The organism is Prosthecobacter sp. SYSU 5D2, assembly GCF_039655865.1.
Lineage (GTDB): Bacteria > Verrucomicrobiota > Verrucomicrobiia > Verrucomicrobiales > Verrucomicrobiaceae > Prosthecobacter.
In genome coordinates, this window is sequence record NZ_JBBYXL010000005.1 from 14,766 (window position 1) to 39,291 (window position 24,526).

The window sequence follows — 24,526 nt, forward strand, 5'->3', positions numbered from 1 at the left end:
GCGCACTATTCCAACGCAAGGAAACGAACGCAAATGGAGCCTCCTACATTTACCTTTTTCCCAGTGAAGGCCACCTTGCCGGTTTCCTGATCCACCTTAAAGAGCGCTGCCGTGCCGCTGTTCTGGTGGGCCACGATCATCCACTTGCCCGTTGGGTCCAGGTTGAAATTGCGCGGGATCTGCCCCTCCGCCGCCGCATTCTGGATCAGCTTCAGCTTCCCTGTCGCTTCATCACAGGCGAAAACAGCGATCGTATCGTGCGTGCGGTTGGAGACATAGACAAACTTCCCGTTAGGGTGAACCACCGTCTCCGCCGTGCTGAAGCCCTCCTTGCCACGGTCCGCCTCCGGCAGCGTGGAGACGGTCTCGACCTCCGTCAGAGTCCCCTTCTCCGCATCATAGGCAAAGGTCGTCTCCGTCATGGACAGCTCGTTGTTCACAAAGACAAACTTGCCATTGGGATGAAAGGCCAGATGACGTGGCCCCCCGCCTGCAGGCGTCTTAGCATAGCCATGGTCTGTCATCTCGCCCGTGTCCGGGTTGATCTTATAAATCAGCACCTTGTCCAGACCCAGGTCACAGGCAAAGGCATAGCGGTTGTCCGGGCTGGCATTGATGCTGTGCGCATGTGGCCCCGCCTGGCGGCGCTCATTCACACTGCTGCCCTCATGCTGGACAAAAGTCACCGCCTCGCTCAGCGCCCCATCGTCGCCAATCGCATAGCTCGCCACGCTGCCGCCACTGTAGTTGGCGATCATCGCCATTTTACCTGTCTTGTCCAAGCCCACATGACAGGGCCCTGCGCCCATGGATGAAACTTGGTTGATCAGGCTCAGTTTGCCATCCGGCAGGTGAATTTGAAACGCGCTCACCCCGCCTTTAGTCTTGTCTCCACCCGGCAGTTCCCCGATGGCATACAGATACTTCTTGCCCGGATGGATGGCCAGAAACCCCGGGTTACCTGTCTCCACCGCCAGCGTCGGCTCGCTCAGCTCGCCGGTTGCCGAGTTAAAACTGGAGACATAGATCCCCTTGCTGCCTGTCTTCGGCGTGGTCTGGCAGCCAAAATACACCAGGTAATTGTCCCCTGCGATGGCAGTGGTCGTCAGGGCGGCAAAGAGAAAGGAAAGGGAAGCGCGGTTCATAAAGGTAAACATGGACCCTGATGAAAACGTTCCTTTCCGTCAAGCCCTCGCATGATATCGCATTGGCAAAAATATCCGCTACTCCTCCGTCACTGGGAATAATGCAGCCTATGCCGCAGTTCCTCGGGCAGTTCCTCTGGGGAGATTTTTTGCACGCCGGAAGGCACGATGACGGACAGGCCGCTGTCATCCACTTTCAGGACCCTTACGGTCTGAAGTTTCCGTCCGTCCGCCAGGACAAGTTCAGGTAACGTCTGCCCCATGTAGGACTGCCGGGCAGCCAGGATGATGGCCACCTTTTCTTTCCTTAGGCGGTTGAGTTCCTCCTGCAGTTTCTTATCACTCGCCACGACTTCGTTCACCTCTGCTTTCTTGGCCTGGACCTTGTTTTGCAGATCCAGAAGCTGGGCATAGGCTTGAATTTCAGCCCGTCTGGCTGCTACCCCCTGCTCCTGAACGGCCAGGTTTTTCGCGTAATCCGCGTTCAGCGCCTTCGCTTCGCTGTATTGGTGATAGAAATACCAGGCGGTTCCACCGGCGGCAAAGATGAGTAGGGCGATGAAGTTTTTCATGCGGATGGTGGGAATCTGGGGTGGGAGGACGCAGCCTCAGGCTCCTGCTCTCTTGCGCAGGCTTTCGTTCTCTTTCTCGGCGGCTTTCACCTGTTCAGCGGTCTTTTCAAGATTCTGATTTTCCTTCACCAGTTGCTGCTCCAGGGACTGCATCTGCTGCAGCATTTGCTCCACCCGCGTGGCGGCGACCTGACCGTTCGGCACATCCGGTGGCACCGCTTTTTTCAGGGCCGCCATGTTTTCATCCAGCTCCTTGTTTTCAGCGATCAGGGCATTCAGTTTCAGAATGTTCCGGTCTCTCTCCGCCAGCTCAGTCTTCACTTTATCACAGCCAGCCAGACTGAGGCAGAGGACAGGCAAAAGGGCGCGGATGAGAGGAGACAACGGTTTCATAAGCTTTAGGTGAGCCCAATTTCCGACAAGGCTATCAGGACGCCAAAAAACTGTCAATCCCCCAAGTCCGCCAGGAGCGCCACGACTGGCGCGAAGTTGTCACCAGATTGCATTTGGCCAGCCCCCTGGGCTTGCAATCATCCTCAACGGCCCGTAAGTGCGGCTTTCCTCTTCTTCCCCTTGAACAATTCCCCATGCCAGACTGGCTCTCCGTTATCTTGCTAGGCATCATCGAAGGTGTCACCGAGTTTCTTCCCATCTCCTCCACAGGTCATCTTCTGATCCCGCAGACGCTGGGCTGGCTGCCCACCAAGAGCGACCTCTTCAATGTGGTCATCCAGAGCGGTGCGGTGCTGGCGGTGCTTGCCGTCTTCAGCCAGCGGGTCGGCCACATGGCGCGGACCCTCCACAGCCCGGAAACCCGCGACTACCTGGGCAAGCTGGCCGCCGCCTTTGCCATCACCGGGGCCGGAGGCCTTGTCATCAAGCTCCTGGACATCAAGCTGCCTGAAACCGTCACCCCGGTGGCCCTGGCCACCCTGATTGGCGGCTTCATCATCCTCATCCTGGAGCGGCTTTACCGGGGCAAAAACGGTGCGGTGGAGATCACCTGGGCTGTCGTGGTGGCCGTGGCCGTGGCGCAGTTGCTCGCGGCCATTTTTCCCGGTCTCTCACGCTCAGGCTCCAGCATCATGATGGCCATGGCCTTTGGCATCGCCCGCCCGGCCGCCACGGAGTTCTCCTTCCTCCTGGGCATCCCCACCCTCATGGCGGCGGGGGCGTTGCAGATCTATTCCGAAGTCAGTGAAAACGGCGCGGCTGGGGAAGACTGGGGCATGATCGCCCTCGGAACACTGGTCAGCGCCCTGTCCGCCTTTGTCGTGGTGAAATGGCTCATCCGCTTTGTCCAGAGCCATACATTCAACGGCTTTGCCATTTACCGAATCATTCTGGGCAGCGGCTTGCTCATCTATGCAGCCAGTGCGATGAGATAGAGATCCCTCCACCCATGGTCGATTTCGCCAAAGGCTATTTTCGTCGCTCCGTCTTCAAGACGTACCGCTTCTTCAAGCATCCCCGGAAGCTGAAGACACGGCCGGTCATGCGCTGGTTCGCCCGGCATTTCCTGGACAAGCGGGTCTGGCGGCCCACGCAGCACACCTTTGCAGGCGGGATGGCCATCGGCAGCTTCATCACGCTCCAGCTTCTGCCCATCCAGATGCCTTCCGCCGCCATCCTGGCCGCCGTCTTCCGGGTGAATATACCCATTGCCATCATCATGTGCTGGGTAAGCAATCCGGTGACCCTGGCCGCGCTGGTGCCGTTGGAATACCAGGTGGGCAAATGGGCCCTGGCCTTCCTCACGGAGGTACCTTCCACCCCCTTCCCCACCAAGTTCCCCGATGACATGGCCGCAATGTGGCTGGCGCTGAAGGAGCATACGCCGGTCATGCTTTTTGGCGGCGTCATCTTGGGGGCCTTGCTGTCTCCCATCTCCTACATCCTCAGCTACGTCATCTGGGGCAGCATTGACCGGTGGAACAAGTACCGCAAGCAGCCCGCCCTGCCTCTGGAAAAGGCAGCCGGCGAGTGACAGGCCGGTCTTGCGTATAGTCCTCCGTTGCGTAAGCATCCCCCATGCCCCGCAGCCGTCGCGTCCACTTTGACTGCCTCACCGCCATGCGTGCGCTCGGCGAGCCGACGCGCTTCGCTTTGGTGCGGGCTTTGTTAGGCGGACCCCGCTGTGTCAATGACCTCTGCGAGGAGCTGACTGCCACGCCCTACAATGCCTCCAAGCACCTCCGCGTCCTGCGCGAGGCCGGCCTCATCGAGGTGGAAAAGCACAGCCAGCAGCGCCTCTATTCCCTGGCCGAGGCCTTCCGCTCCCGCATGAAACCCGGCACCCAGACCCTGGACCTCGGCTGCTGCCAGTTTCACCTGGACCAGTTTGACGAGGAATAGAAAACACTCTTGGTTAGGCCAGCAGCCCCTTCACCACCTCGCCATGCACATCCGTGAGGCGGAACTCGCGGCCTTGGAATCGGTAGGTCAGCTTGGTGTGGTCCATGCCAAAGAGGTGCAGGATGGTCGCATGGAAGTCATGGATGGAGACCGGGTCCTTGGCCACGTTCCAGGCGAAGTCGTCACTCTCGCCATACACCTGGCCGCCTTTGATGCCGCCACCCGCCATCCACAGGGAAAACGCGCCCGGATGATGATCCCGGCCCGTGATCGTCTTGGCTCCCGGGCGATTCTCGCCCAGCGCCGTGCGTCCAAATTCACTGCCCCAGACCACCAGTGTCGTATCCAGCAGACCGCGCAGCTTCAGGTCTTTTAAAAGCGCCGCAATGGGCTGGTCCACCATGCCGCAGTTGTGCTCCAGTTGCGGATCCAGCTTGCTGTGATGATCCCAGGAAGCATGGATGATGTTCACATACCGCACCCCGCGCTCCACCATGCGGCGGGCCTGCAGGCACTGGCGGGAAAAGATCTGGTAATTGCCGATGCCGCCCAGGTTGCTCTTGATCGGCGGCTCGATGCGGTTGATGCCATAGGCATCCAGGGTGGACTGGGATTCCCCGGTGATGTCCACCAGCTCCGGGGCCGCGCTTTGCATCTTAAAGGCCAGCTCGTAGCTGTTGATCCGGCTGGCGATCTCCGGGTCGCCGATGTGGCGGTGGCGCAGGCGGTTCAGGTCATTCAGCGCCCCCAGGCTGGACTGCTGCATGTCCCGCGTGATGCCGTCCGGGTTCGCCAGATTCAGCACCGGCGAGGCCCCATTGCGGAACATCACCCCGCCATAGGAAGAAGGCAAAAAGCCGCTCGCCCAGGTGGAGCTCCCGCCCGGCAGCCCGCGTCCCTTCGACACCATCACCACATAAGACGGCAGTTCCTGGGAGGCATTCCCCAGGCCATACGTCACCCAGGACCCCACGCTCGGGCGGCCCAGCAAAGGCGCGCCGCAGTTCAGCATGAGCTGCCCCGGCAGGTGGTTAAACTGCGTCGTGTGCATGGACCGGATCAGCGCGATGTCATCCGCGCAGGTGGCGATGTGTGGCAGCAGGTCCGACAGCTCCATGCCGCACTTGCCATGCTTTTTAAAGACCCGCTTCGTGCCCATCACCCGCGCCGTTTCCTTTTGCAGGAAGGCAAACTTCGCATCGCCCACAATCGAGTCCGGCAGCGCCTGGCCGTCATACTTGTTCAGCAGCGGCTTCGGATCAAAGAGGTCCATCTGGCTCGGCCCCCCCTCCAGGAAAATGAAGATGCACCGCTCCGCCTTCGGCGCAAAATGCGGCTTCCGCGAAGCCAGCGGATTCGCCGGCATCCCCTCCGCCCCCATCAACCCGTCCTGCCCCAGCAACGAAGCCAGCGCCGCCGTCCCCAGCCCACAAGAACTCGTGGCCAGGAAATCGCGCCGGGTCTGGGTGAAATAATCTTGGGGGGACATGGTGAGAAGACTACGCAGCGGGGATCAGGGGTATTGCGGAGGGAGTGAACCGGGGGCGAAAATAAAATGATCGCGCTTGGGGATGGAATGGTTGCAGTTGGTTGTGGATGAAGGCGTTAGGATGGGGATTTTTGGCTCTCCAACCCCACCCCAGGGAACCGGTGGGGAAAATTGAGGTGTAAGGGGTTGAGGTTGAAGGGATTGGGATGGGGTTTTGTTGGGGAAAACGGGGTTTGGCTGGGGATTTTCGCAGGTTTGAGAGTGGGGATGAGGTGACGCTGCGGGTCTGCGGCGAGGAGGGGGATTGAGGGCGATGGAGGACCTCGGAAACCTCACTCGGATCGCCGCAGTCGCGGGACAGGGAGTGAGGAGTACTGTACGGCGGGCCTGCAAACATCGGTAAATATCGCTCACTATAGAAGGGGAGACAACTTGGGAAACAGGGTGGGTTCGGCAATCTGGCATTTTGCCTGTATCTTTCTTGCCAGGGTGTTCAAGGGCAGCTTTTATAGGTGAAATCATCCATCGTTATTCCCCTCTCCCGAATGCCTCGCGTCGCCAAAGCCAAGTCCGCATCCAAGGAATCCTCCACTGCCAACAGCGGTTTCGAGGCCAAGCTCTGGCTTACTGCCTACAAGCTGAGGAATAACATGGACGCTGCCAAGCACGAGCACGTCCACCACTTCGTGTCTCACGGTATTGCCGGTTTCGTCCTTGCGAATGTAACATGTCCTCCAACCCGTCCAGCCAAAGCGACCTCCGACGCGCTGCCCACCCAAAACCTTGGCACAATTAACTTATGGCACGACTAACCAAAGAACGAAGTCTTGAACCAGTCATCACTGCTGCCCAAGAGTGGGTCCGAAACTGTCTTATCGCCGACAACTCGGTTTTCTCAAAGCGGTCACTTTGGACGCCGGAGAATGTGGAGGAAGTTCGCCGCGCATTTGTCGGCAATTTAGACCGCGGGAAGGACGACTTCTCAACCAAGTTGAAGGGACAAATGGCCCCCACTTCTCCTCCAGCAAAACAACTGATGGCAGAGATGATGTGGGCGCTTCTGCTTTTTCCTTCAAATATCAAGACTTCAACTAAGCGTCAGCAGATTGGCGAAATGTGGTCAATGTCTGGCGAATCATTGAGCGAAAGTCAGTTGCTACTCAGTGACAATGTCCTCGCGGGTATTGGCTCTGGTGGTACCGGCTTCAATAACCATCGCTGGCGGGAAATGGTTTTTCTAATCTCGCTAGTCGGTGACTTGAAAGCACGAACTATGGCTGAGCGAGAGAAGCTAATGTTAGATTATGATGTGTTCCTTGATTGGATCGCCCAGGTACCGCAAGAAGGGTATCGGCAGTTTAGGCATATGCTGAGGTTTTTTTGCTTTCCAGACCGTGTTGAGCGTATGTGCTCAAACGGAGAGCGCTGGGCAGTGCTTGCAGGCTTCGGGGTTGCACCGGAAAAACAAACAAAAAATTGGGGTGATCGTCAGCTTGACGATGCATTGTTGACACTGCGTCAAAAACTGGAGGGGGAGAATCCGGGAGAAATACTGGACTTTTATGAAGACCCGCTTCGAGAAAAATGGAAATTCCAAGGCGATTCTCAAACTCGCTTACTAGCAGTATTTGTCGGTCAAGCGAGTCAAACAAACCTGAACCACGGACTAGGGAACGGAATATGGGGGTTTAAAGATTCTGCAAAACCCGAAGACTTAGAGCAGCTAAAAGCTGGGGACATCATCATTTTGGGTTCAGGATATTCAGGAGGAAGTCCACGCACCACTTTTGAGGTGTGGAAACAACAGAAGCTATCGCAGGTTAAATACGCACGCATTATTGGGAGACCGTACCAAAGCGGCGAGGTTGAGTGGCCCGATGAGCAAAGTCTTGACGAACGGGATCGATACCTTTGGCGAATAAAATTCGATCCGAAGAGCGTGAGAACACTTTCCAATATTGCATTGAATGATGAGACCATCCTCACGCCTGAACTTTCCGAGTCTCTTCGCAAGTCTGGAAGCGCAAACGGTAGAGGTTATGTTTTGTCCGCGTCAAATTTCATAATCATCGAGGATGAAGATGTTTCAGCCCCAGAAGAGCCAAGCCTACCTAGGCCGCCAATTCTCGCGTTCGATGCTGCCGCATTCAGTGAGGCAGTAATTGCCATCGGAGCCACCAACTTTCGTGTTGAAGAAGGATTCCTTGGTCGGTTTATCGCCTCCTTAGCTGCCAAGCCTTTTTTAATTCTCACCGGCAATTCCGGAACAGGAAAAACCAAGTTGACAGAACTTTTTGTTCAGTGGCTGAGCGGCAATCGTTCGGGGCAGTTTGCGATCGTCCCCGTAGGTGCTGATTGGACTGATAATCGAAACGTCCTCGGTTTTGTGAATCACTTGCGCACAACAATCCTGAAGGAGGCAGGAACCGACATTCCCGTGCCAGTCTATCAGACGACCAAGATTCTCGACCTGCTTCTAGATGCCGGCCGAAAGGAAAACGAGGGAAAGCCATTCTTCTTGATTCTGGACGAAATGAACCTCTCCCACGTGGAGCGATACTTTGCAGATTTTCTGAGCACCATGGAGTCGAAGGAAGGGCGATTACTGCTTCACGGCGAGGGGCGATTGCTTCCACGCAGACAGGGGGGGCAATGTGATGTGCCTGAGTCATTGGCACTACCGCGAAATGTCTTCGTCATTGGTACTGTGAATGTTGACGAAACGACTTACATGTTCAGCCCAAAGGTCTTGGACCGTGCTAACGTCATCGAATTTCGAGTGGAGGCAGGTGTGCCGGTGAGATTTCTGGAATCGGGTGGCCGAGGAATCGGCAGCATTGTCCCTGCCTCGGCAGGATACGATGCGGGCTTTCTCGAATTGTCCCTCCGTGCACGAAGCGAAAAAGGTCTGGCACTGGCTCTTGTCGCCCATCCAGATAGGCCACCGGCAGACGCGAAAGAAGGCATTGAAAAATGCCACACCACGATCACTGACCTTTTTTTCCTGATGCAGAGGCGACACCTGGAGTTTGCCTTCAGAACCATAGCTGAAATCCTTCGTTTCCTGGCAGTAAATTACGAACTCAAGCCCGCCGATGTTGCCTGGAATTGGAGGAGTGCAATGGATGCACAGATTCTTCAGAAAGTTTTGCCCAAGCTTCACGGATCCAAACGAAAAATTGGTTCATTGCTAGCGGCCCTCGCCAAATACTGTGAGCATGGTATCCTCACGGACGCAGATGCCTTGATGATAGACGAAACCAAGGCCGAAGCTTACCTCGCGGCAGAAGACAGGCGGGAGAAATCCCCAGCGTTTATGGGGAGCTACAGTAAGTTGTGCGAAATGATGGAAGCTGTCAGACGTGATCAATTCGTGAGCTTTATCCAATAAACCGTGGACTCGTTATTCTGTGAATCGATGCTGATTCCGCTCGGCGGAGGGCTATCGCTGCTCATCAAGGAGGAGGCATCGCCCCAATCTGCACGGGATGGGGAGTTTCGGTTGATTCCCGGTTTACCTGAAGGCTGGCAAGCCATCCCCAGTAGTCGTCGACTCGACGCTTTGACACCCGCAGGCCGTCCGCCTGTTCTTTACGATCCTGTTGCCACCGAGCGAGGCCTTCACAATCTACGCATATTTGAATTGCGCGATTACTACTGGGAACTGCGTGGTGGCCAGAACGGGTATCACACCGTTGCCGAGGTAACATCGAGTTTAGAGCACTCGGTTGATCATGCTTTGTGGCTTCCTCAGGTCAGTCACGGCCGGTTCCGATTTGTCAATTACCTTGGCTCTGCCTGGGTCGAAGCGACGGTGGCCGGGCTCCCGCCGGTTCGCATCTCTTTCGAGGTTGCTTCACCGAAGCTTGATTACGAGAAAGAATATCGTTCAATGATTGAAACAATCGGCGAGGAGTGTCAGCAATTACTTTTGGAATGGGGTACTCCGGCATCATTAAATCTAGCTGTTGATCCAGAAAAACGGACTCAGACTCTGCTCGAACAATTCCTTTTCCTCCGTCACGTGCTAGGGCCGGATAAGCTCGATCTATATCTCGAAACCATCATCCGCCATTCGCATTCGCGATTGGAGCGGGAACTTGAATGGAAACATTCCGGCACGGCTGACCCTGCATTTCTGGCTGCCGACCCACTCCGTCGAGGTCGCGATTGGCAACACTTCGATGGCCGAGTTGTCCCTGCTAAGATGCAAACCGAACGCAAATTCGAATCCGCCGACACCCCGCCAAATCGGTTCGTGAAGTTTGCGCTTCTGCAGTTCCGTGAACTCTGCAATTCAGTATTGCAGGCCAAGCGGAACGGTAAACAAGCCTTCGCGCCAGACGACTCCGTCTCCCTTGAGGCGACTTCCATGCTACGTTCCCTTGAGGCACTGCTGGCGCGGCCGCTGTTCGATGATGTCGGCGAGTTGCGAAGAATTCCGTTTGAGAGCACGACTCTTCAGCGCAGCAAAGGTTACCGCGAGATATTGCTTGCCTGGCTGATGCTCGATGCTGCAGCCCATTTGGATTGGCCAGGTCGTGAGGATGCCTATGACGGCACTACGCGTGATGTCGCCACACTATATGAATTCTGGCTTTACTTCCTGATGGTTCGCGCATTTCGCGACAGACTCGGAATGGTTTCCGAACAAGACCCGCTCGCAAAAGTTGACGGTGCTTTGCCGTTTTGTTGCCGAGCAGGAGACGGGCGCTTGGTAATCAATCTCCGCCAAAGTGAGGCGTCGTTTTCGCGGTTTCGTTGGGAGAATGATGGTCGTGCACTTCGAGTGCATTTTTTCTATAACCGCTCGTTTGGTCGAAGAGGGATTGGTGAGCGCGGCAGCTACAGCAAAACGTTTCGCCCTGACTACACTCTCGTGATCATTCCCGAGGAATTCGATCAACCGGACTGGAGCGCAGCAGAACGTGCTGCCGAAAAAGCCGGTCGAATAGCCTATCTACATTTCGATGCAAAATATCGCGGCGAGAATCTACCAGGTCTTTTTGGGGACGCTGAAAAAGAGGAAGATGAACCTGAAGACCGCCCCTCCCGGGCAACAGGAACGGTGAAGCGGGTCGATCTCTACAAGATGCACACTTACAACGAGGCAATTAGACGCACGGTCGGCTCATACGTGCTTTATCCTGGCCTACCTCCCCAAAGTGGTGAAGCTCCGCGGTACGAACGTTATCATGAGGTCATGCCGGGTATTGGTGCGTTTGCCTTGCGCCCAGCAAAGCGAGGGGAGACACCCGCTGGTCTTGATAGCGTCTGTGAATTTATCAGTGAGATTCTGGCGCATCAACTCGATCGATTCACGCAGAGCTATCGGATCAACACTTTTACCGAGGACATCATTCGCGAAGAGCCGTTAAAATACATACGAACAGACTCAATTGAAGAAATTGTTTCGCTACCTGGTGCCACTGCAATTCTTGGGTACATGAGGAAGGGCGATGTTCACACATTTGCAGCCGACAAATTCTTTTACTGCCGAGCTACCGACGAAAATGGTCGACCATTATCGCTCGATCTTTCTACCACTCAAGGGGTTATTCTCATTGGTTGGTCTGGTCCGCTCACCGGCCCCTTCGTCACAGTCGGCTGGATGGCGCGAGTGATCTCCTGTCGGCTGGTGAGCAGGGAAATCGTCATCCAAGAGACAAGTCTAGAACCGTCCAGTGGAGCGGTTCACTACCTTCTTTTCAAGCTGGCCGATGTTTCCAATTTTCCCCCGAGAGAGATTACCAACTTGGTATTCGCTGCGAACATGGACGGCGAAGGGGGTAAATTTAGGACGTTTGAATCCACGTTTTCTGAAGTCTGCCGTCAGAATCTAGCAAACACCACTAGCGATTGACAGGTGCTAGGGGGTGATCTGAAAACCATGCGCCGATCAAGTTGCAGCCTGAGTTTGTAAATCGGGACTACTCCCTATTGATGAACTCATCGAGGTTGAGGAGGACGCGGGCGAGGGCGACGAGGACGGCGGTTTCTTGGGCTTCGCTGGCGGGGACTTGGGGCTGGATGAAGCTGAGTACTTGGAGGGAGGCGGGGCCGCCGGCGGCGACGCGGGCTTTTTGCTCGGCGTGGAAGGCGAGGAGGCGCTGGGTTTCCTCGGGACGCGGTTGGCGGGAGAGGCAGCGGTGGAAGAGGTTTTCGAGACGGGCGGGGGTGTCGGGAGGGCTTTCCTGGATGACGCGGAGGGCGAGGGACTGGGCGGCCTCGACAAATACGGGGTCGTTCATCAGGGTGAGGGCCTGGAGGGGGGTGTTGGAGCGGTCGCGCTTGACGCAGGCCTCGCTGGCATCGGGGGCATCGAAGGTGGTGAGCATCGGATACAGGATGCTGCGCATGGTGAGGATGTAGAGGCCGCGGCGGTAGCGGTCGCTGCCCTCGCTGAGCTCCCATTTGACGGAGCGGCCGACATCGAAGACATCGCCAGGGAGAGGGGGCTTGATGCTGGGGCCGCCGATGTTGCGGGAGAGGAGGCCGCTGGCGGTGAGGAAGGCATCGCGGAGGATTTCGGCCTCGAGCCGGAGGCGGTTCTGGCGGGAGAGGAGGCGGTTCAGGGGGTCGGTCTCCAGGATGTCGGCACGGTGTAAGGAGGACTGGCGGTAGGTGGCGGAGGTGACGATGAGGCGGATGAGCTCCTTGCGGCTCCAGCCGGTGTCCATGAAGCGGGTGGCGAGCCAGTCGAGCAGCGCGGGATGGGAGGGGGACTCGCCGCTGGTGCCGAAGTCATCCGGGGTGCTGACGATGCCGGTGCCGAAGAGCTTGCTCCAGACCTGGTTCACGGCGACGCGGCTGGTGAGGGGATTTTGACGGGAGACGAGCCACTGGGCAAGATCCAGCCGGGTCTGCTCGGTGCCGGTTTCGGCATTGCCGCTGGCATTGGCGGTGGCGGGTTTTTCGAGCTTGGGCAGGGCGGAGAGGGTGGCGGGGACGACATCCGGGCCGCGACGGGCGTAATCCCCCGCGAGGTGGACATAGGCCTGGCGGCGGCCGGTGGTGACCTCAGCCAGGGTTTGCGCCTGGGTGGTGGGCTCGGGCTTGTCCTGGGTGTTATTGAAGTAGGCGTAGAAGCTGTAGTAATCCCGGATGGTGATGGGATCGTACTTGTGGGTGTGGCACTGGGCGCAGCCGAGGGTGAGGCCCATCCAGACGCGGGAGGTGGTATTGACGCGGTCGGCGAGGTTTTGGAAACGGGCTTCTTCCTTGTCCACACCGGCCTCGGTATTCAGGGCGGCATTGCGATGGAAACCGGCGGCCTTGAGCTGGGAAACGCCGGCGTCCGGGAGGAGATCGCCGGCGATCTGCTGGATGGTGAACTGGTCGAACGGGAGGTCGTTGTTGATGGCCTCGATGGTCCAGTCGCGGAAGTGGTAGGCGTTTTCGCGGACTTTGTCGCCGAGGAAACCTTCGCTGTCGGCATACCGGGCGAGATCGAGCCAGTGGCGGCCCCAGCGCTCGCCATAGTGCGGGGAGGCGAGGAGGCGGTCCACGAGCTGGTCATAGGCGCGGGGGGAGGCCTGGTATTCGGCGGTGAAGGCATTCACTTCCTCCGGGGTGGGCGGCAGGCCGGTGATGTCCAGGGAGACGCGGCGGATGAGGGTGACGGGGTCGGCCTCGGCGGAGGGCGGGAAGCGGTGTTTTTCCAGCTCGGCGCGGATGAAGAGGTCAATGGGGTTGCGGATGCCGGCGGTGTTTTGGACGGCGGGCGGCGGGGGATTCTGGATGGGGAGGAAGGACCAGTGCTGCTGGTATTCGGCGCCGGTTTGGATCCAGCGGTTGAGGAGGTCGCGCTCCTTGTCGGTGAGCTGTTTGGGGGAGGACGGCGGCGGCATGACGTCGTCCTTGTCGGTGGTGGTGACGCGGTGCCAGAACTCGCTCTTGTCCGGGGAGCCGGGGACGATGGCTTCCTTCACGGCGTCCTCGCGGACGTCCAGGCGCAGGCCGGCCTCGCGGCTGTCCTCATCCGGGCCGTGGCAGGCGTAGCATTTGGAGGAGAGGATGGGGCGGATGTCGCGGTTGAAGTCCGGTTTTTCAGCAGGGGCAGACAGGCCCAGGCCAGCGGAGGCTGACAGGGCGGTGAGCGTCAGGGTTTGGAGACGTGACGAAATGAACGGACCGGATAACATGCGATTAACTACTACGGCGGATGCAGCAAGGAGCTTGCCGGAAGGGCACAATCGGTGTGAAAGAGGTCATTTTGGGGAGGGGGTTAAGAGGTGGGTAAAAAGATTTGGGGTAGAAAGATTTTTTTATTGGGCATGGAGCTGGGAGGACTGAGGACTGGGGACTGGGAGTAGAATCAGTTGGGGCCCAACTGAGCTACTTGCTTGCGAAAGGAGGGCAGATGATTCAAAAGAAGCCATGCCAACCAAAGCACGTTACATCATGATCGGCGGTTTCCTCGGAGCCGGAAAGACCACGACGGTGGGGCGTCTGGCGAAGTACCTGACGGACCAGGGGCTGCGGGTGGGGCTGATCACGAATGACCAGGCGGGCGGGCTGGTGGATACGAAGCTGCTGCGCGGCCAGGGTTATGCGACGGAGGAGATCGCGGGGGGGTGCTTCTGCTGCCGGTTCAATACCCTGGTGGAGGCGGCTAACAAACTGTCTGACCAGGCGAAGCCGGATGTCTTCATTGCGGAGCCTGTGGGGAGCTGCACGGACTTGGTGGCGACGGTGACGTATCCGCTGCGGCGGATGTATGGAGACGCCTTTACGGTGGCGCCGCTGAGCGTACTGGTGGACCCGGTGCGGGCGCGGCGGGTCTTCGGCCTGGATGCGGGGGGCAGCTTCTCCAGCAAGGTGGCGTATATTTTCAAAAAGCAGCTCGAGGAGGCGGACATCATCGTAATCAGCAAGAGCGACATCATCGGCGAAGAGGCGCGCGAGGAGCTTCGGGCGGTTTTGCAGAAGGAGTTTCCGGTGGCGCGGATTGTGACGGCCTCTCCGCGTGAGGAGACGGGGCTGGTGGAGCTTTTTTCCCAACTGATGACGGATGAGCAGGCGCGACGGAACCCGATGGCAGTGGACTATGAGGTGTATGCGGACGGGGAAGCGCTGCTAGGCTGGCTGAATGCCACGGTGACGCTGAAGGCGGCGGAGGAGTTCGAGGCGAATGAGTTTCTGCGCGCGCTGGCGGCAAATGTACAGGAGAGGCTGCAGAAGGCAGGGACGGAGATCGCCCATTTTAAAATGACGTACAGCCCGGATGACGGGATCGCCGGGGAGCTGGCCTCCATCAATCTGGTGCGGAGCGACTATATCCCGGAGCTGGGCATGGAGCTGGATGAGCCAAGCGAGGGCGGGCAGCTCATCGTGAATCTGCGCGCGGAAGCGGACCCGGCGGCGCTGATGGAGGCCGTGAAGACGGGCCTGGGAGATACGACGGCCACCTTCCCGACGCTGACGGCGACGCTGGAGCACGAGGAGCATTTTCGCCCAGGGAAACCGGAGCCGACGCATCGTGATGGAGCGGAGTAAGGACGTGCAAAATGCGGGCTTTTGCCGCACTGATTTCTGACATTTCGGGGGTTGCCCGCTGGAGATAATCGGCGAGGATTCGTGATGAACGCCGGAGTTTTGCTAGGGGTCCTGTTGATGACCGCAACGTGTGTGTGGAGCCAGGGCACGACGCTCTATTCCATCGGGCAGCCGACGGATGAAGAGCAGCTCTACCTGGAGATGATCAACCGGGCGCGGGCGAATCCAACCGAGGAAGGGCTGAGGCTTGCGGCGAGCACAAACGCAGATGTGCTGCATGCGTTTGAAGTACATGGGGTGGACCTGGAGCTGATGAAGCAGGAATTTGCCGCGCTGCCGGTGAGGCCGCCGCTGGCGATGAATGCGAAGCTTATGCAAATGGCGCGGGCCCATACGCAGGACATGTTTGACCATGCATTTCAAGGGCATACAAGCTTCAATGGCGATGTGCTGGCGGACCGGGTGGCGGATGTGGGCTATGCGTTTTTCAGCCTGGGGGAGAATGTGTTTTCCTTTGCGAACTCCGTCTATCATGGCCATGCAGGCTTCCAGGTGGACTGGGGGACAGTCCCGGGGGAGGAGCCCGACGAGGACGGAATGCAAGCCGGTCGCGGGCACCGGGTGAACATCCAAGGAAATTATCGTGAAATCGGCCTGGGGGTGAAGCTGGGCATGAACACGGTGGGAGAAACCACGGTAGGGCCGCAACTGGTGACGCAGAATTTTGGCAGCCAGGTGGGGAGCTCCGCCTATGTGACAGGGGTGGCTTTTTATGATGTGAACGGCAATGGTTTTTATGACCTGGGGGAAGGCATCCGCGGCCTAACTGTGAATGTGGAAGGATCGCTGTTTCATGCGGTGACCAGCACCTCCGGAGGGTATGCGGTGCCGGTGCCAACGGTGAATGCGACGCGCGAGGTGACTTTTACCGGGCTGGGTCTGAACGGGGAATTTGTGGCAGTGATCACCGACGGCCAGAACGTCAAGACAGACTATAAACTCGATTACTCACCGCCCACCCCTGCAGGACCGGTGGTGGCGGACACAGGCAGCCCCACCACTTATACGTTTAATGCCGTGGGCGGTGCGACGGGATATGACTGGCAGGCCATGAAAGCGGTGCCGCTGGCCAATGACGGAGCCAATGATCTGACGAGGGTGACGCCCCAGACGACCGGGACCTACAGTGCCCTGTCCACAACAGTAAAGCATTCCGGCACCGGTGCCTACCGGCTCACCCACCCTGCCGTGGCGATCAGCTCAGAGAGTGTGATCTATCAGGAAACATTTTATGTTCAGGAAGGGGCGGGCCTTTCCTTCCGCAGCCGTCTGCGCACTGCTTCCGAAGATCAGGTGGCGAAAGTGCAGGTATCCACCAATAACGGCAGCAGCTGGGAGGATGTGTATGCGCAGCCAGGGGCGACACCGGCGGAAGAGAATGGCCTGCCTGGAGAAGGCAGTTTTCAGTTGCGGGAGATTTCTCTCCAACCTTATGCCGGACGGCAGATCCGGCTGAGATTTTTATACGAATTCCTGGGCGGATCGCTTTTCCCAGGGACCGGGGATGCGCTGGGGTGGTATGTGGATGAGGTGAACTTCAGCGGTCTTTTGGATGCTTCCCATGTGGTGAATACAGCCGTGGCAGAAGGAGAGACGGAGTTTGAATTTACCCCGGCGGAAGCAGGCCAGTATCTGCTGGCCGTGCGACCCAAAATCTCCGGCCGGGACTGGGCCTTCAGTCCGCCGCTGGCAGTGGCGTCAGCAGATACGGGCACCTTCTCCATCCTTGCCATCGCCCCGGCCCAGGTCGTTAAAGCCGGAGGCAAGGCGGAGTTCCAAATCATGACCACCATGGAGGCCGACTCCTGCCGGTGGCTGAAGAATGGCAAGGTGATCAAAGGGGCCACGGAAACGACGCTGACCCTCTATCCTGCGGGGCTCCAGGCGGCAGGCACCTATACGGCGGAGGCCACAAAAAACGGCCTGACAAGCACCAGCCTGCCCTTTCTTCTTGGAGTGGTGGAAGATGTGGAGAAAACCGTGGCACTGGCAGAAGGCAAGTCAGTGAAGCTGACGGCCAAAGCTGCGGGACCCGGACTGAGCTATGAATGGAAACGCAACGGGGAACCGCTGGAGGACAGCGACCAGATCACCGGGAGGCTGACCAAGACCCTGCAGCTCAAAGGATTGCAGAGCGGGCAAAGCGGCACTTATACCTGCGAAGTGAAAACGGGAGGAAGTGAACCCACGGCGGGCGGCACCACGCATCTGGGCGTCTTTGATCAGGCACCGGCACTCCTGCCAGGGCAGGAGCTGGAAGATTCGATTGTGGGTGGTGCCTACAGCTATTGGGTCCGGTTCGATGAAACGCCCGGCCTCGCCCCAGCCACCTTCTCAGCCAAGAACCTGCCCTCTGGTATGAAGATCAATTCGAAGACGGGGGAAATTTATGGCCGTCCTACCAAACCCGTGAACGCCACCATTACAGTGACGGCCAAAAACAGTTTTGGCTCCAGCGTGACCACACTGAACCTTGTGGTGCATGAATTTCCCGCCAATCTGGCAGGAAGCTATGCAGGCCTGCTTGGCCGGCATGACGGCATGAACCAGCAGATGGGCGGACGACTGGACCTGAAGGTGACCTCACTCGGGACCTTCAGCGGCAGCCTGATGATGGGAACGCGAAAAGTGCCGGTCAAAGGGGGGCTGAACATCACGGCGGATGGAAGTGAGCTACCCCATGGCATCGTGGAAATCCCGGCCACAGCCAAACATCCGGGCCTGCCCATGGAACTGGCCTTTTATGTGGATACGGCAAAACATCTGCTTAATGAGGAAAAGAGCCGCATCACCCAGGGAGAAACAAAGCTGGGAATCACCGGCTGGCGGCAGAAGTGGAGAGCGAAAGGGGAAGCGGCGACGGCTTATCTGGGACTGCATACCTTTGGCTTGCGGCTGACGGTGGCCGGCGATGAGGCTGTGCCACAGGGGTGGGGCTTCGGCTCACTGAAGCCGGCCGCTGACGGAAAGATCAAGCTGGCGGGCCGGACGGCGGACGGGGAGGCGTTTACTTCAGCCTCCTTCATCGGGCCGGAGGGCGAGGTGCTGGTTTATCAGCCTCTCTATAAGACGCCAGTGAAAGGCAGCTTGCTGGGAACACTGCAAATCCTGAAGGGGAATGAAACGGACACTGCGGATAACACGATGAGCGGCGGAGTGTCCTGGACGCGACCTGCGACGGCGGGGACCAAGGCGCGGGTTTATGCGGCGGGATTCGGGCTGGCTGCGCCGGTGGCAACGCCAGTTGAGCTGGAGGCGGTGGGAGGAAGCTTTTTCCCGCCAGCGGCAGACAAGGTGGTCTTAAATCTGGCCCCTGGTGAGGATAATGCGGAAGTGAAGTTTGAAGAAGGCGGGCTGGAGACGGCCATCGTGGCATTGAACATTGCTGCGAAGAGCAAGATCACGCCCGTGACACCTGCGGAAAGCCCTTCGGCTTTCAAGCTGGCGGCGAATGTGAAGACGGGGGCCATCACGGGCAGTTTCATGCTGTTGGATACGCCAAAGCGCAAGGTGCCGCTGCTGGGGATGCTGATCCGCGAAGGAGAAGATTATCTGGGCGCTGGCTACCTGCTGGTGCCTGAACTGCCCTCCCAGGCCTTCCCCAAGATCACACCCATCTGGTCAGGAAGAATGACTTTAGAAAAGAAAGCGGACGTGCCGGACTGAGATTTTGGAAAGGTCTGCATCTGAGGCTTGCGCTTGAGGTGTGAACCTCCCAGTATGCGACCTTCATGGCCGTCCTGAACCGACATGCCCGGCTTCTTTACCTGCTCGCCCTGTTTCAACTGCTGGGCGGGCCGATTGTCTTGGGCGGGCTGATGATGGTGATGAAGCTGACGGCGGAGAAGGAGATGACGCTCTCTCAGAGCGTGGCGCATACGCTGGAACGAATGGCGCATTTTGAGGCGGAAGCCGATGCCATCCGTGACTGGAACGAAGATGATTCTTTACCGCCTGCAAAACCAGAACCGAAGCCCCGTAAGGCGAAAGATTCCAAGGACAAGCTGTGGGCAGTGAATGATCTGGGCAAGGTGGTGTGGGCAAAAATAGAGCCGCTGAAAGTGACGGCGATGGCCTGGCATGATCCGGTGCCGCGAAAGCTGGCCAATGCGCCGCCGCTGCCGCCACCACGAGCGGTCTGAAAACAAGGGTGAACTGAGGCGAGGCCCTTTTCACGCGCACCCCCGTGGCCTGATTCCAGGTCGGCCATTCCCCCCCTTGCAACGGTGTGTACACCGTTCTGCGATGTTTTCAATTATACGTATCTCACTCCCGATTTTTTATGCATCTCTCCCGATTGATTTTTCAAAGTTTCCTGGTGCTGGCTGTGGCCGGCCAGGCCTCCGGCCAGGAAGCGGCCCCGACAGACACAGAAACCACCACCCTGCCTGAAGTGGTGGTGGAAGGCAAAGCCAGCAATCTGCTGGGCAGCACCGATGGTGCGTCCAAAGGACGTGCCACGCAGGAAGACTTCCTCTCCCGCCCGCTGATGCGGCGCGGGGAGATCCTGGAGACCATCCCCGGGGTCATCATCACCCAGCATGCGGGGGGCGGAAAGGCCAACCAGTATTTCCTGCGCGGCTTCAACCTGGACCATGGAACTGATTTTGCCATCAGCCTGGACGGCATGCCGCTGAACATGCGCACCCACGCGCACGGCCAGGGATATACTGACCTGAATCCGATCATCCCGGAGATGATCCAGGCGATTGACTATGCCAAAGGCACCTACATAGCAGCGGACGGTGACCTTTCCACCGCAGGCAGCGCGAACTTTTTGCTCTGGGACCTGATGCCGCAAAACATGGTTAGACTGGAGTTTGGAGAATACAACTATTACCGGGCGCTGATCGCCGGATCGCTACCCGTCGCGGCGGCGGAAGGACAGGCGGTGCAGCAGGGCCTGACGTATGGCTTGGAATACAATTACTATGACGGCCCGTGGCAGCAGCCCGAAGAGTTCAGCCGCTGGAACGGCATCCTGCGCTACTTCGCCGGGGACGAGGACAACAAGTTTTCAGTGACCTTCATGGGTTATTCCGGAACCTGGACGAGCACGGACCAGATCTCCAACCGGGCGATACGCAGCGGGCTGCTGGACCGGTATGACACGCTGGACCCGACGGCGGGCGGTGAGAGCCAGCGCTACAGCCTGAACGTGGCCTATGAACACCGCGATGATGATGTGGTGACCCGGGCGAATGTGTATGGCATCTATTACTCGCTGGAGCTGTTTTCCAACTTCACCTATTTCACCAAGGGAGCGCTTGGCGACCAGTTTGAGCAGTCGGAGCAGCGCTGGGTGTTTGGTGGCCAGGTGTCGCGCACCTGGGAGGACCGCAATCTGTTTGGCATTGAATCTGACCTTACATTTGGATTCCAGACGCGGCATGATCTGATTGACGGCATCGGCCTGTATGACACGCGCAACCGCAACCGCCTGGCCAGGACGCGGCAGGATGACATCTGGGAAGGCAGCGCGGGAGTCTATGGCGAAATGGTGAACCGCTGGACCCCCTGGTTCCGTACAGTGCTGGGGCTACGCGGGGACCTGTACTACTTTGACTCCCTGGAAAGCACGGTATCCGGCGAGGACACGGAGTGGGCGGGCATCGTGAGCCCGAAGTTCAGCGCCATCTTCGGCCCCTGGCATGAGACGGAGCTTTACCTGAACTTTGGCACCGGTTTTCACAGCAATGACTCGCGCGGTGTGACGGCGCGCACAAATGCAGCGGATGCTCTGGTGCGGACGATGGGAGCGGAGATCGGCCTGCGCACGCAGGCCATCCCGACGACCACGACGACGTTGGCGCTCTTCTGGCTGCAGAGCGACAGCGAACTGCTGTATGTGGGCGATGCCGGCACCAATGAACCCGGCCCCGGCTCAGAGCGCTATGGCGTGGAGCTGGCCACCTACTGGCGACCTAACCACTGGTTCAGCGCCGATGCGGAAGTGGCCCTGACCTATGCGCGGCTCAAGGACAGCGGAAACGCAGACCGCATCCCAAACAGCGTGCCTGTCATGTTCAGCGGTGGCATCAACCTGGGTGCCCAGGGCAATGCGGACGGCTGGTTCTCCGGCATGCGGGTGCGCGCTTTCACCGGCCGGCCGCTGGATGAAACGGGCAATATCCGTGGCCGCGAAAGCATCATGGTGAATGCGACGGTGGGCTACCGGCGCAAAAACTGGGAAGCCGCCGTGGACTGCCTGAACCTCCTGAACCGCAATGACAACGACATTGAGTACGCCTATGAAAGCCAGCTCCGCAATGAAGCAGCACCCATCAATGGCACGCACATCCATCCGGTGGAGCCGAGGATGTTCCGCCTCCGGGTGACCTACCGGTTTTAATGATTCTCTCATCCTCTGAGTGCTTTCGAAGATGCCAGAGGGCATGAAACCCAGGGCTATGGATTTCAATCCTGTCCCTGGGTTTTTCTTGGCCTGGGGAAGCGCTCTGGCCAGAACATGCGGAATGGGTGAAAGCTGCCCCAATGCCCCCGCCACCTGCTGGCGTAGGTAGAGACGACGATAGGGCTTCTACAAGATCACGCGGACATGACAGGCTGCATTTCGCGGGCGAATTCCTCCGGCGGCTGGGCGGTCTTGATGGCTTTGGCCATGGATTTGCTGAGGCCGTCCAATGAGTAGGGCTTGAGCATGATGTCCACGGGAGGATTGCGGCCTTCACCCAGGATGACGAATTCATCTGGATCAATAACGAAGCCGCTGCAGACGACGACGGGAATGTCATTGCCGGCGGCGCGGAGCTGCTTGAAGGTGTCGCGACCGCTGAGCTTGGGCATGTAGATGTCCAGGAGCATGACGTCCACGCGCTCCTGGCCACCCAGAACGATATCGAGCGCTTGCTGGCCGTCCGCAGCTTCCAGCACACGATAACCAAGGAAGGTGAGCATGTTGACGGCGATGGAGCGGACCGGTGCTTCATCATCCACGACGAGGATGTTGCCGCGTGAGCCTGCGGGGGAGGCAAGACTGGAAGAATCCGGCGTGACTTCTTCCTCGACATTTTCCGGGTCGGCGGTGCGGGGGAGATAAATGCGGAATTCAGAGCCCTGACCTTCCACGCTGTCGAACTCGATCCAGCCGCCGTGCTCGCGGATGATGTCCTGGGCCATGCTGAGGCCGAGGCCGGTACCTTTGCCATTGTTCTTGGTGGTGAAGAATGGCTCGAAGACACGGCCGCGTGCGTCTTCGGGAATGCCATGGCCGTTGTCGCGGACGACAATCATGGCAAACTCGGCGGGGCCCATGTCGCCGGTAGGGCTGCGATGGGTGACGTTTTCGATGGCGATTTCGATCACGCCTTTGTCCTCAGGAAGGGCATCGCGGGCATTGAGGCAGAGGTTCAGGATGACCTGCTCAAGCTGGGTGGCATCCGAGACCACAAAGGAGGCGTCCATGCCGGCGCGGATGCGGATGTCCACGCGGGGATCCACGCTGTGCTTGAGCAGGGTCTGGACTTCGGCCAGAAGCTTTTTGACATTGGTGACCTTGCGCAGGCTCTGGCCGGTGCTGCGGCGGGAGTAACCGAGGAGGCTTTTGACGAGATCTGCCGCGCGCTGGGTGGCCTGATTGGCACACTGCAGCTTTTCCCGGACCTCGCTCTGGTTGGAAGCGGGCTGGAGCTCGGCAAGGGTCAGATTGCCACGGATGGCGGTGAGCATGTTGTTAAAATCATGGGCGATGCCGCCGGCGAGCTGGCCGAGGTTGCCGAGTTTTTGTGACTCGCGAAGCTGGCGCTGAAGGCCCCGCATCTGGCTGCAATCCCGCACCATCCAGAGGCGGCCGATGACTTCGCCCGTATCGGTCTGCATGGGAGTGGTGCGAATGCTGAAAGTACCGGCATTTTTATCCGCCAAGTCAGCTTCGACGATGTCCTGGAACTGGGGATCCAGTCGGGCCTGCTCCAGCCAGAGGGTCATTTTATCGGCTTCTACAAAGCGGCTGGCGATGGCTTTAACGAGGGTGGTGACATCGCGCCCGCCGAGCTCTTCGAGCGGTTTGCCCAGAAATTCATCCAGCTTCGCGTTGGAGGCAATGATGCTGCCCTGGGAATCCACCACGGCGACACCCTCATCACTGGCGGCAAAGATGCCTTGCAGGGCGGTGAAGGCCTCGCGCAGAAGGCGCTCCGCATTCATCAGCCGCTGGGCGGTCTGGCAGGCGTGGGTTTCGGCTGCATTGAGCGACTGGCGGTGCTTGGCAAAAAGCATGTTGATGTCACAACGCAGCTTCCAGAAATCAGTAGGCAGCCATTGGGCGATGTCTTTGGTGGGCGGTACGCCGCGCAGCACGGAGGCGGTGGCATTCATGACCGAGGCGACCGGCTTAAGCACCCAGCCGCTGAGGAGATAACCGGTAAGAACAACACCGCCGCCCAGCAGCACGCCCTCCAGTCCAAAAAACCACTCCAGAGAATGGCCCATGAGACGGACTGTACCGATGGCCGGCAGAAAGCCAAACAGGACGAACGGCAGCAGGAATCTAAGTCGGAGCGAGTTCATGAGAGGGAGGATGAGAGAATCTGCGGGGCCTGGGAGAGGATGCGTTCGGCGTTCAGGCCCGAAGTATGCACGGGCATGCGAAAAAATTCAGTGCTGCTGAGCGTGGAAACAGTGTGCTGCAGCGCCCGGTCCAGACTGTGCTGGACCGCCTGCTGCAAGTAGGATGGCAGGTGGCTGTCCAGCCAGCTGCGGATAAGCATCTCTGCTTCTGCAGGTGAAAAAGCAGCGGCAGGCGCAGGAGGTTTCACTGCCGTTGTCTCCAGATCATCCAGTCGGTCCTTGAGAGCACTGACGCCCATGGCAGCGCCGAAGAGATCCTGGCGCACTTGCTCAATCTCACGTTCCAGATCCATTCGCAGCTGGGCCAGATCGCGGCTTTGCAGACTCTGCACAGCATTGAAATGGCTGGCCGGTGGTGGGCTTGAAGGGGGAATTTCCATCGGTGCAGGCATGCTTCCGGGGCCTTGGGCGGCCAGAGCCAGACTGGCCGCAATGGCGGAGCCTGGTGCCATATAATCTGCCAGCCGCCTGGAGGGTGGGGCCAGAGGAGCAGAGGTGCTCTGCTGCACGGCCAGCGCGGCAAGTCCACCGGTCATGGATGCCTGGGCCTGGCTGGCTTGATGCATCTGGATCTGCTCATGCTCCATCCAGGGCAGTGGATCGGCTTTGTTGATACCCTCAACATCAGATGGCGCTGCCACAGGCCCGAGAAATGACTCGTCGGGGCTGGCATCGCCAAAGAATGAAAACGGGAAGGGCATATGATATTTGTAACTGTTATGTAAATTTATATAAAATATCAAGAAAATCCACAAGAAATTCAACTTTTTTTGAATATCTGTGTCACTGAGGAGAGACGCAGAGTGCACGAATGCCTG

The 24,526-nt window shown here is 58.5% G+C and carries 17 protein-coding genes; 10 read left to right on the top strand and 7 right to left on the bottom strand.

The window, feature by feature from the left end; translation table 11 throughout:
• Positions 1-5: 5 nt before the first annotated feature.
• From WJU23_RS09410 to WJU23_RS09420, 3 genes are all read right to left on the bottom strand, one after another.
• A complete protein-coding gene (locus WJU23_RS09410; protein ID WP_346332303.1) occupies positions 6-1,145 on the bottom strand; it encodes a lactonase family protein in 1,140 nt (379 codons plus the stop codon).
• Positions 1,146-1,234: 89 nt separating this feature from the next.
• Complete coding sequence (locus WJU23_RS09415) at positions 1,235-1,717, bottom strand: hypothetical protein (RefSeq protein ID WP_346332304.1); 483 nt, start codon at positions 1,715-1,717, stop codon at positions 1,235-1,237.
• Between the two features lie 36 nt (positions 1,718-1,753).
• A complete protein-coding gene (locus tag WJU23_RS09420) occupies positions 1,754-2,110 on the bottom strand; it encodes a hypothetical protein (protein ID WP_346332305.1) in 357 nt (118 codons plus the stop codon).
• A gap of 194 nt (positions 2,111-2,304) precedes the next feature.
• Between WJU23_RS09420 and WJU23_RS09425 the strand changes: the two genes are divergently transcribed.
• From WJU23_RS09425 to WJU23_RS09435, 3 genes are read left to right on the top strand one after another with little or no spacing between them, the layout of a single operon-like run.
• Positions 2,305-3,105 (top strand): undecaprenyl-diphosphate phosphatase, encoded by an 801-nt coding sequence (locus WJU23_RS09425; protein WP_346332306.1) that lies wholly within the window; start codon positions 2,305-2,307, stop codon positions 3,103-3,105.
• Positions 3,106-3,119: 14 nt separating this feature from the next.
• Entirely contained in the window at positions 3,120-3,704 is a 585-nt protein-coding gene (locus tag WJU23_RS09430; RefSeq protein WP_346332307.1) for a DUF2062 domain-containing protein, read from the top strand.
• Between the two features lie 44 nt (positions 3,705-3,748).
• On the top strand, positions 3,749-4,072 hold the full coding sequence (locus WJU23_RS09435) for a metalloregulator ArsR/SmtB family transcription factor (RefSeq protein WP_346332308.1): 324 nt from the start codon (positions 3,749-3,751) through the stop codon (positions 4,070-4,072).
• Between the two features lie 13 nt (positions 4,073-4,085).
• Here WJU23_RS09435 and WJU23_RS09440 read toward each other — a convergent pair whose 3' ends face one another.
• Positions 4,086-5,561 carry a DUF1501 domain-containing protein gene (locus WJU23_RS09440; RefSeq protein WP_346332309.1) on the bottom strand — a complete coding sequence of 492 codons (1,476 nt, stop codon included), beginning with the start codon at positions 5,559-5,561 and terminating at the stop codon, positions 4,086-4,088.
• A 545-nt stretch (positions 5,562-6,106) separates the two neighbouring features.
• On the opposite strand from WJU23_RS09440, the gene WJU23_RS09445 reads away from it, so the two are divergent.
• The 3 genes from WJU23_RS09445 to WJU23_RS09455 are packed head-to-tail and all read left to right on the top strand — an operon-like array spanning position 6,107 to position 11,424.
• On the top strand, positions 6,107-6,373 hold the full coding sequence (locus WJU23_RS09445; RefSeq protein ID WP_346332310.1) for a hypothetical protein: 267 nt from the start codon (positions 6,107-6,109) through the stop codon (positions 6,371-6,373).
• The gene (locus tag WJU23_RS09450) at positions 6,361-8,952 is read left to right on the top strand and encodes a hypothetical protein (RefSeq protein ID WP_346332311.1); all 2,592 of its coding nucleotides are present in this window, start codon (positions 6,361-6,363) and stop codon (positions 8,950-8,952) included. The genes WJU23_RS09445 and WJU23_RS09450 overlap by 13 nt, the downstream gene beginning before the upstream one ends.
• Positions 8,953-8,979: 27 nt before the next feature.
• Entirely contained in the window at positions 8,980-11,424 is a 2,445-nt protein-coding gene (locus WJU23_RS09455) for a DUF2357 domain-containing protein (protein ID WP_346332312.1), read from the top strand.
• A 67-nt stretch (positions 11,425-11,491) separates the two neighbouring features.
• Here the strand turns inward: WJU23_RS09455 and WJU23_RS09460 are convergent, their stop codons facing one another.
• Positions 11,492-13,705, bottom strand: coding sequence for a PSD1 and planctomycete cytochrome C domain-containing protein (locus tag WJU23_RS09460; protein ID WP_346332313.1), 2,214 nt, complete (start codon positions 13,703-13,705; stop codon positions 11,492-11,494).
• Positions 13,706-13,940: 235 nt separating this feature from the next.
• Here WJU23_RS09460 and WJU23_RS09465 point away from each other — a divergent pair, with 235 nt between their 5' ends.
• The 4 genes from WJU23_RS09465 (at position 13,941) to WJU23_RS09480 (ending at position 21,471) form a co-directional block, all read left to right on the top strand.
• The gene (locus WJU23_RS09465; protein ID WP_346332314.1) at positions 13,941-15,059 is read left to right on the top strand and encodes a GTP-binding protein; all 1,119 of its coding nucleotides are present in this window, start codon (positions 13,941-13,943) and stop codon (positions 15,057-15,059) included.
• 117 nt (positions 15,060-15,176) lie between these two features.
• The gene (locus WJU23_RS09470; protein ID WP_346332315.1) at positions 15,177-18,785 is read left to right on the top strand and encodes an immunoglobulin domain-containing protein; all 3,609 of its coding nucleotides are present in this window, start codon (positions 15,177-15,179) and stop codon (positions 18,783-18,785) included.
• Positions 18,786-18,850: 65 nt separating this feature from the next.
• Positions 18,851-19,261, top strand: a complete 411-nt coding sequence (locus tag WJU23_RS09475; RefSeq protein ID WP_346332316.1) for a hypothetical protein — start codon at positions 18,851-18,853, stop codon at positions 19,259-19,261.
• 140 nt (positions 19,262-19,401) lie between these two features.
• Positions 19,402-21,471 carry a TonB-dependent receptor plug domain-containing protein gene (locus WJU23_RS09480; RefSeq protein ID WP_346332317.1) on the top strand — a complete coding sequence of 690 codons (2,070 nt, stop codon included), beginning with the start codon at positions 19,402-19,404 and terminating at the stop codon, positions 21,469-21,471.
• A gap of 197 nt (positions 21,472-21,668) precedes the next feature.
• Here WJU23_RS09480 and WJU23_RS09485 read toward each other — a convergent pair whose 3' ends face one another.
• Together WJU23_RS09485 and WJU23_RS09490 are read right to left on the bottom strand one after the other, a co-directional pair.
• The gene (locus tag WJU23_RS09485) at positions 21,669-23,648 is read right to left on the bottom strand and encodes an ATP-binding protein (protein WP_346332318.1); all 1,980 of its coding nucleotides are present in this window, start codon (positions 23,646-23,648) and stop codon (positions 21,669-21,671) included.
• Positions 23,645-24,409 (bottom strand): hypothetical protein, encoded by a 765-nt coding sequence (locus tag WJU23_RS09490; RefSeq protein WP_346332319.1) that lies wholly within the window; start codon positions 24,407-24,409, stop codon positions 23,645-23,647. The genes WJU23_RS09485 and WJU23_RS09490 overlap by 4 nt, the downstream gene beginning before the upstream one ends.
• Positions 24,410-24,526 lie beyond the last annotated feature (117 nt).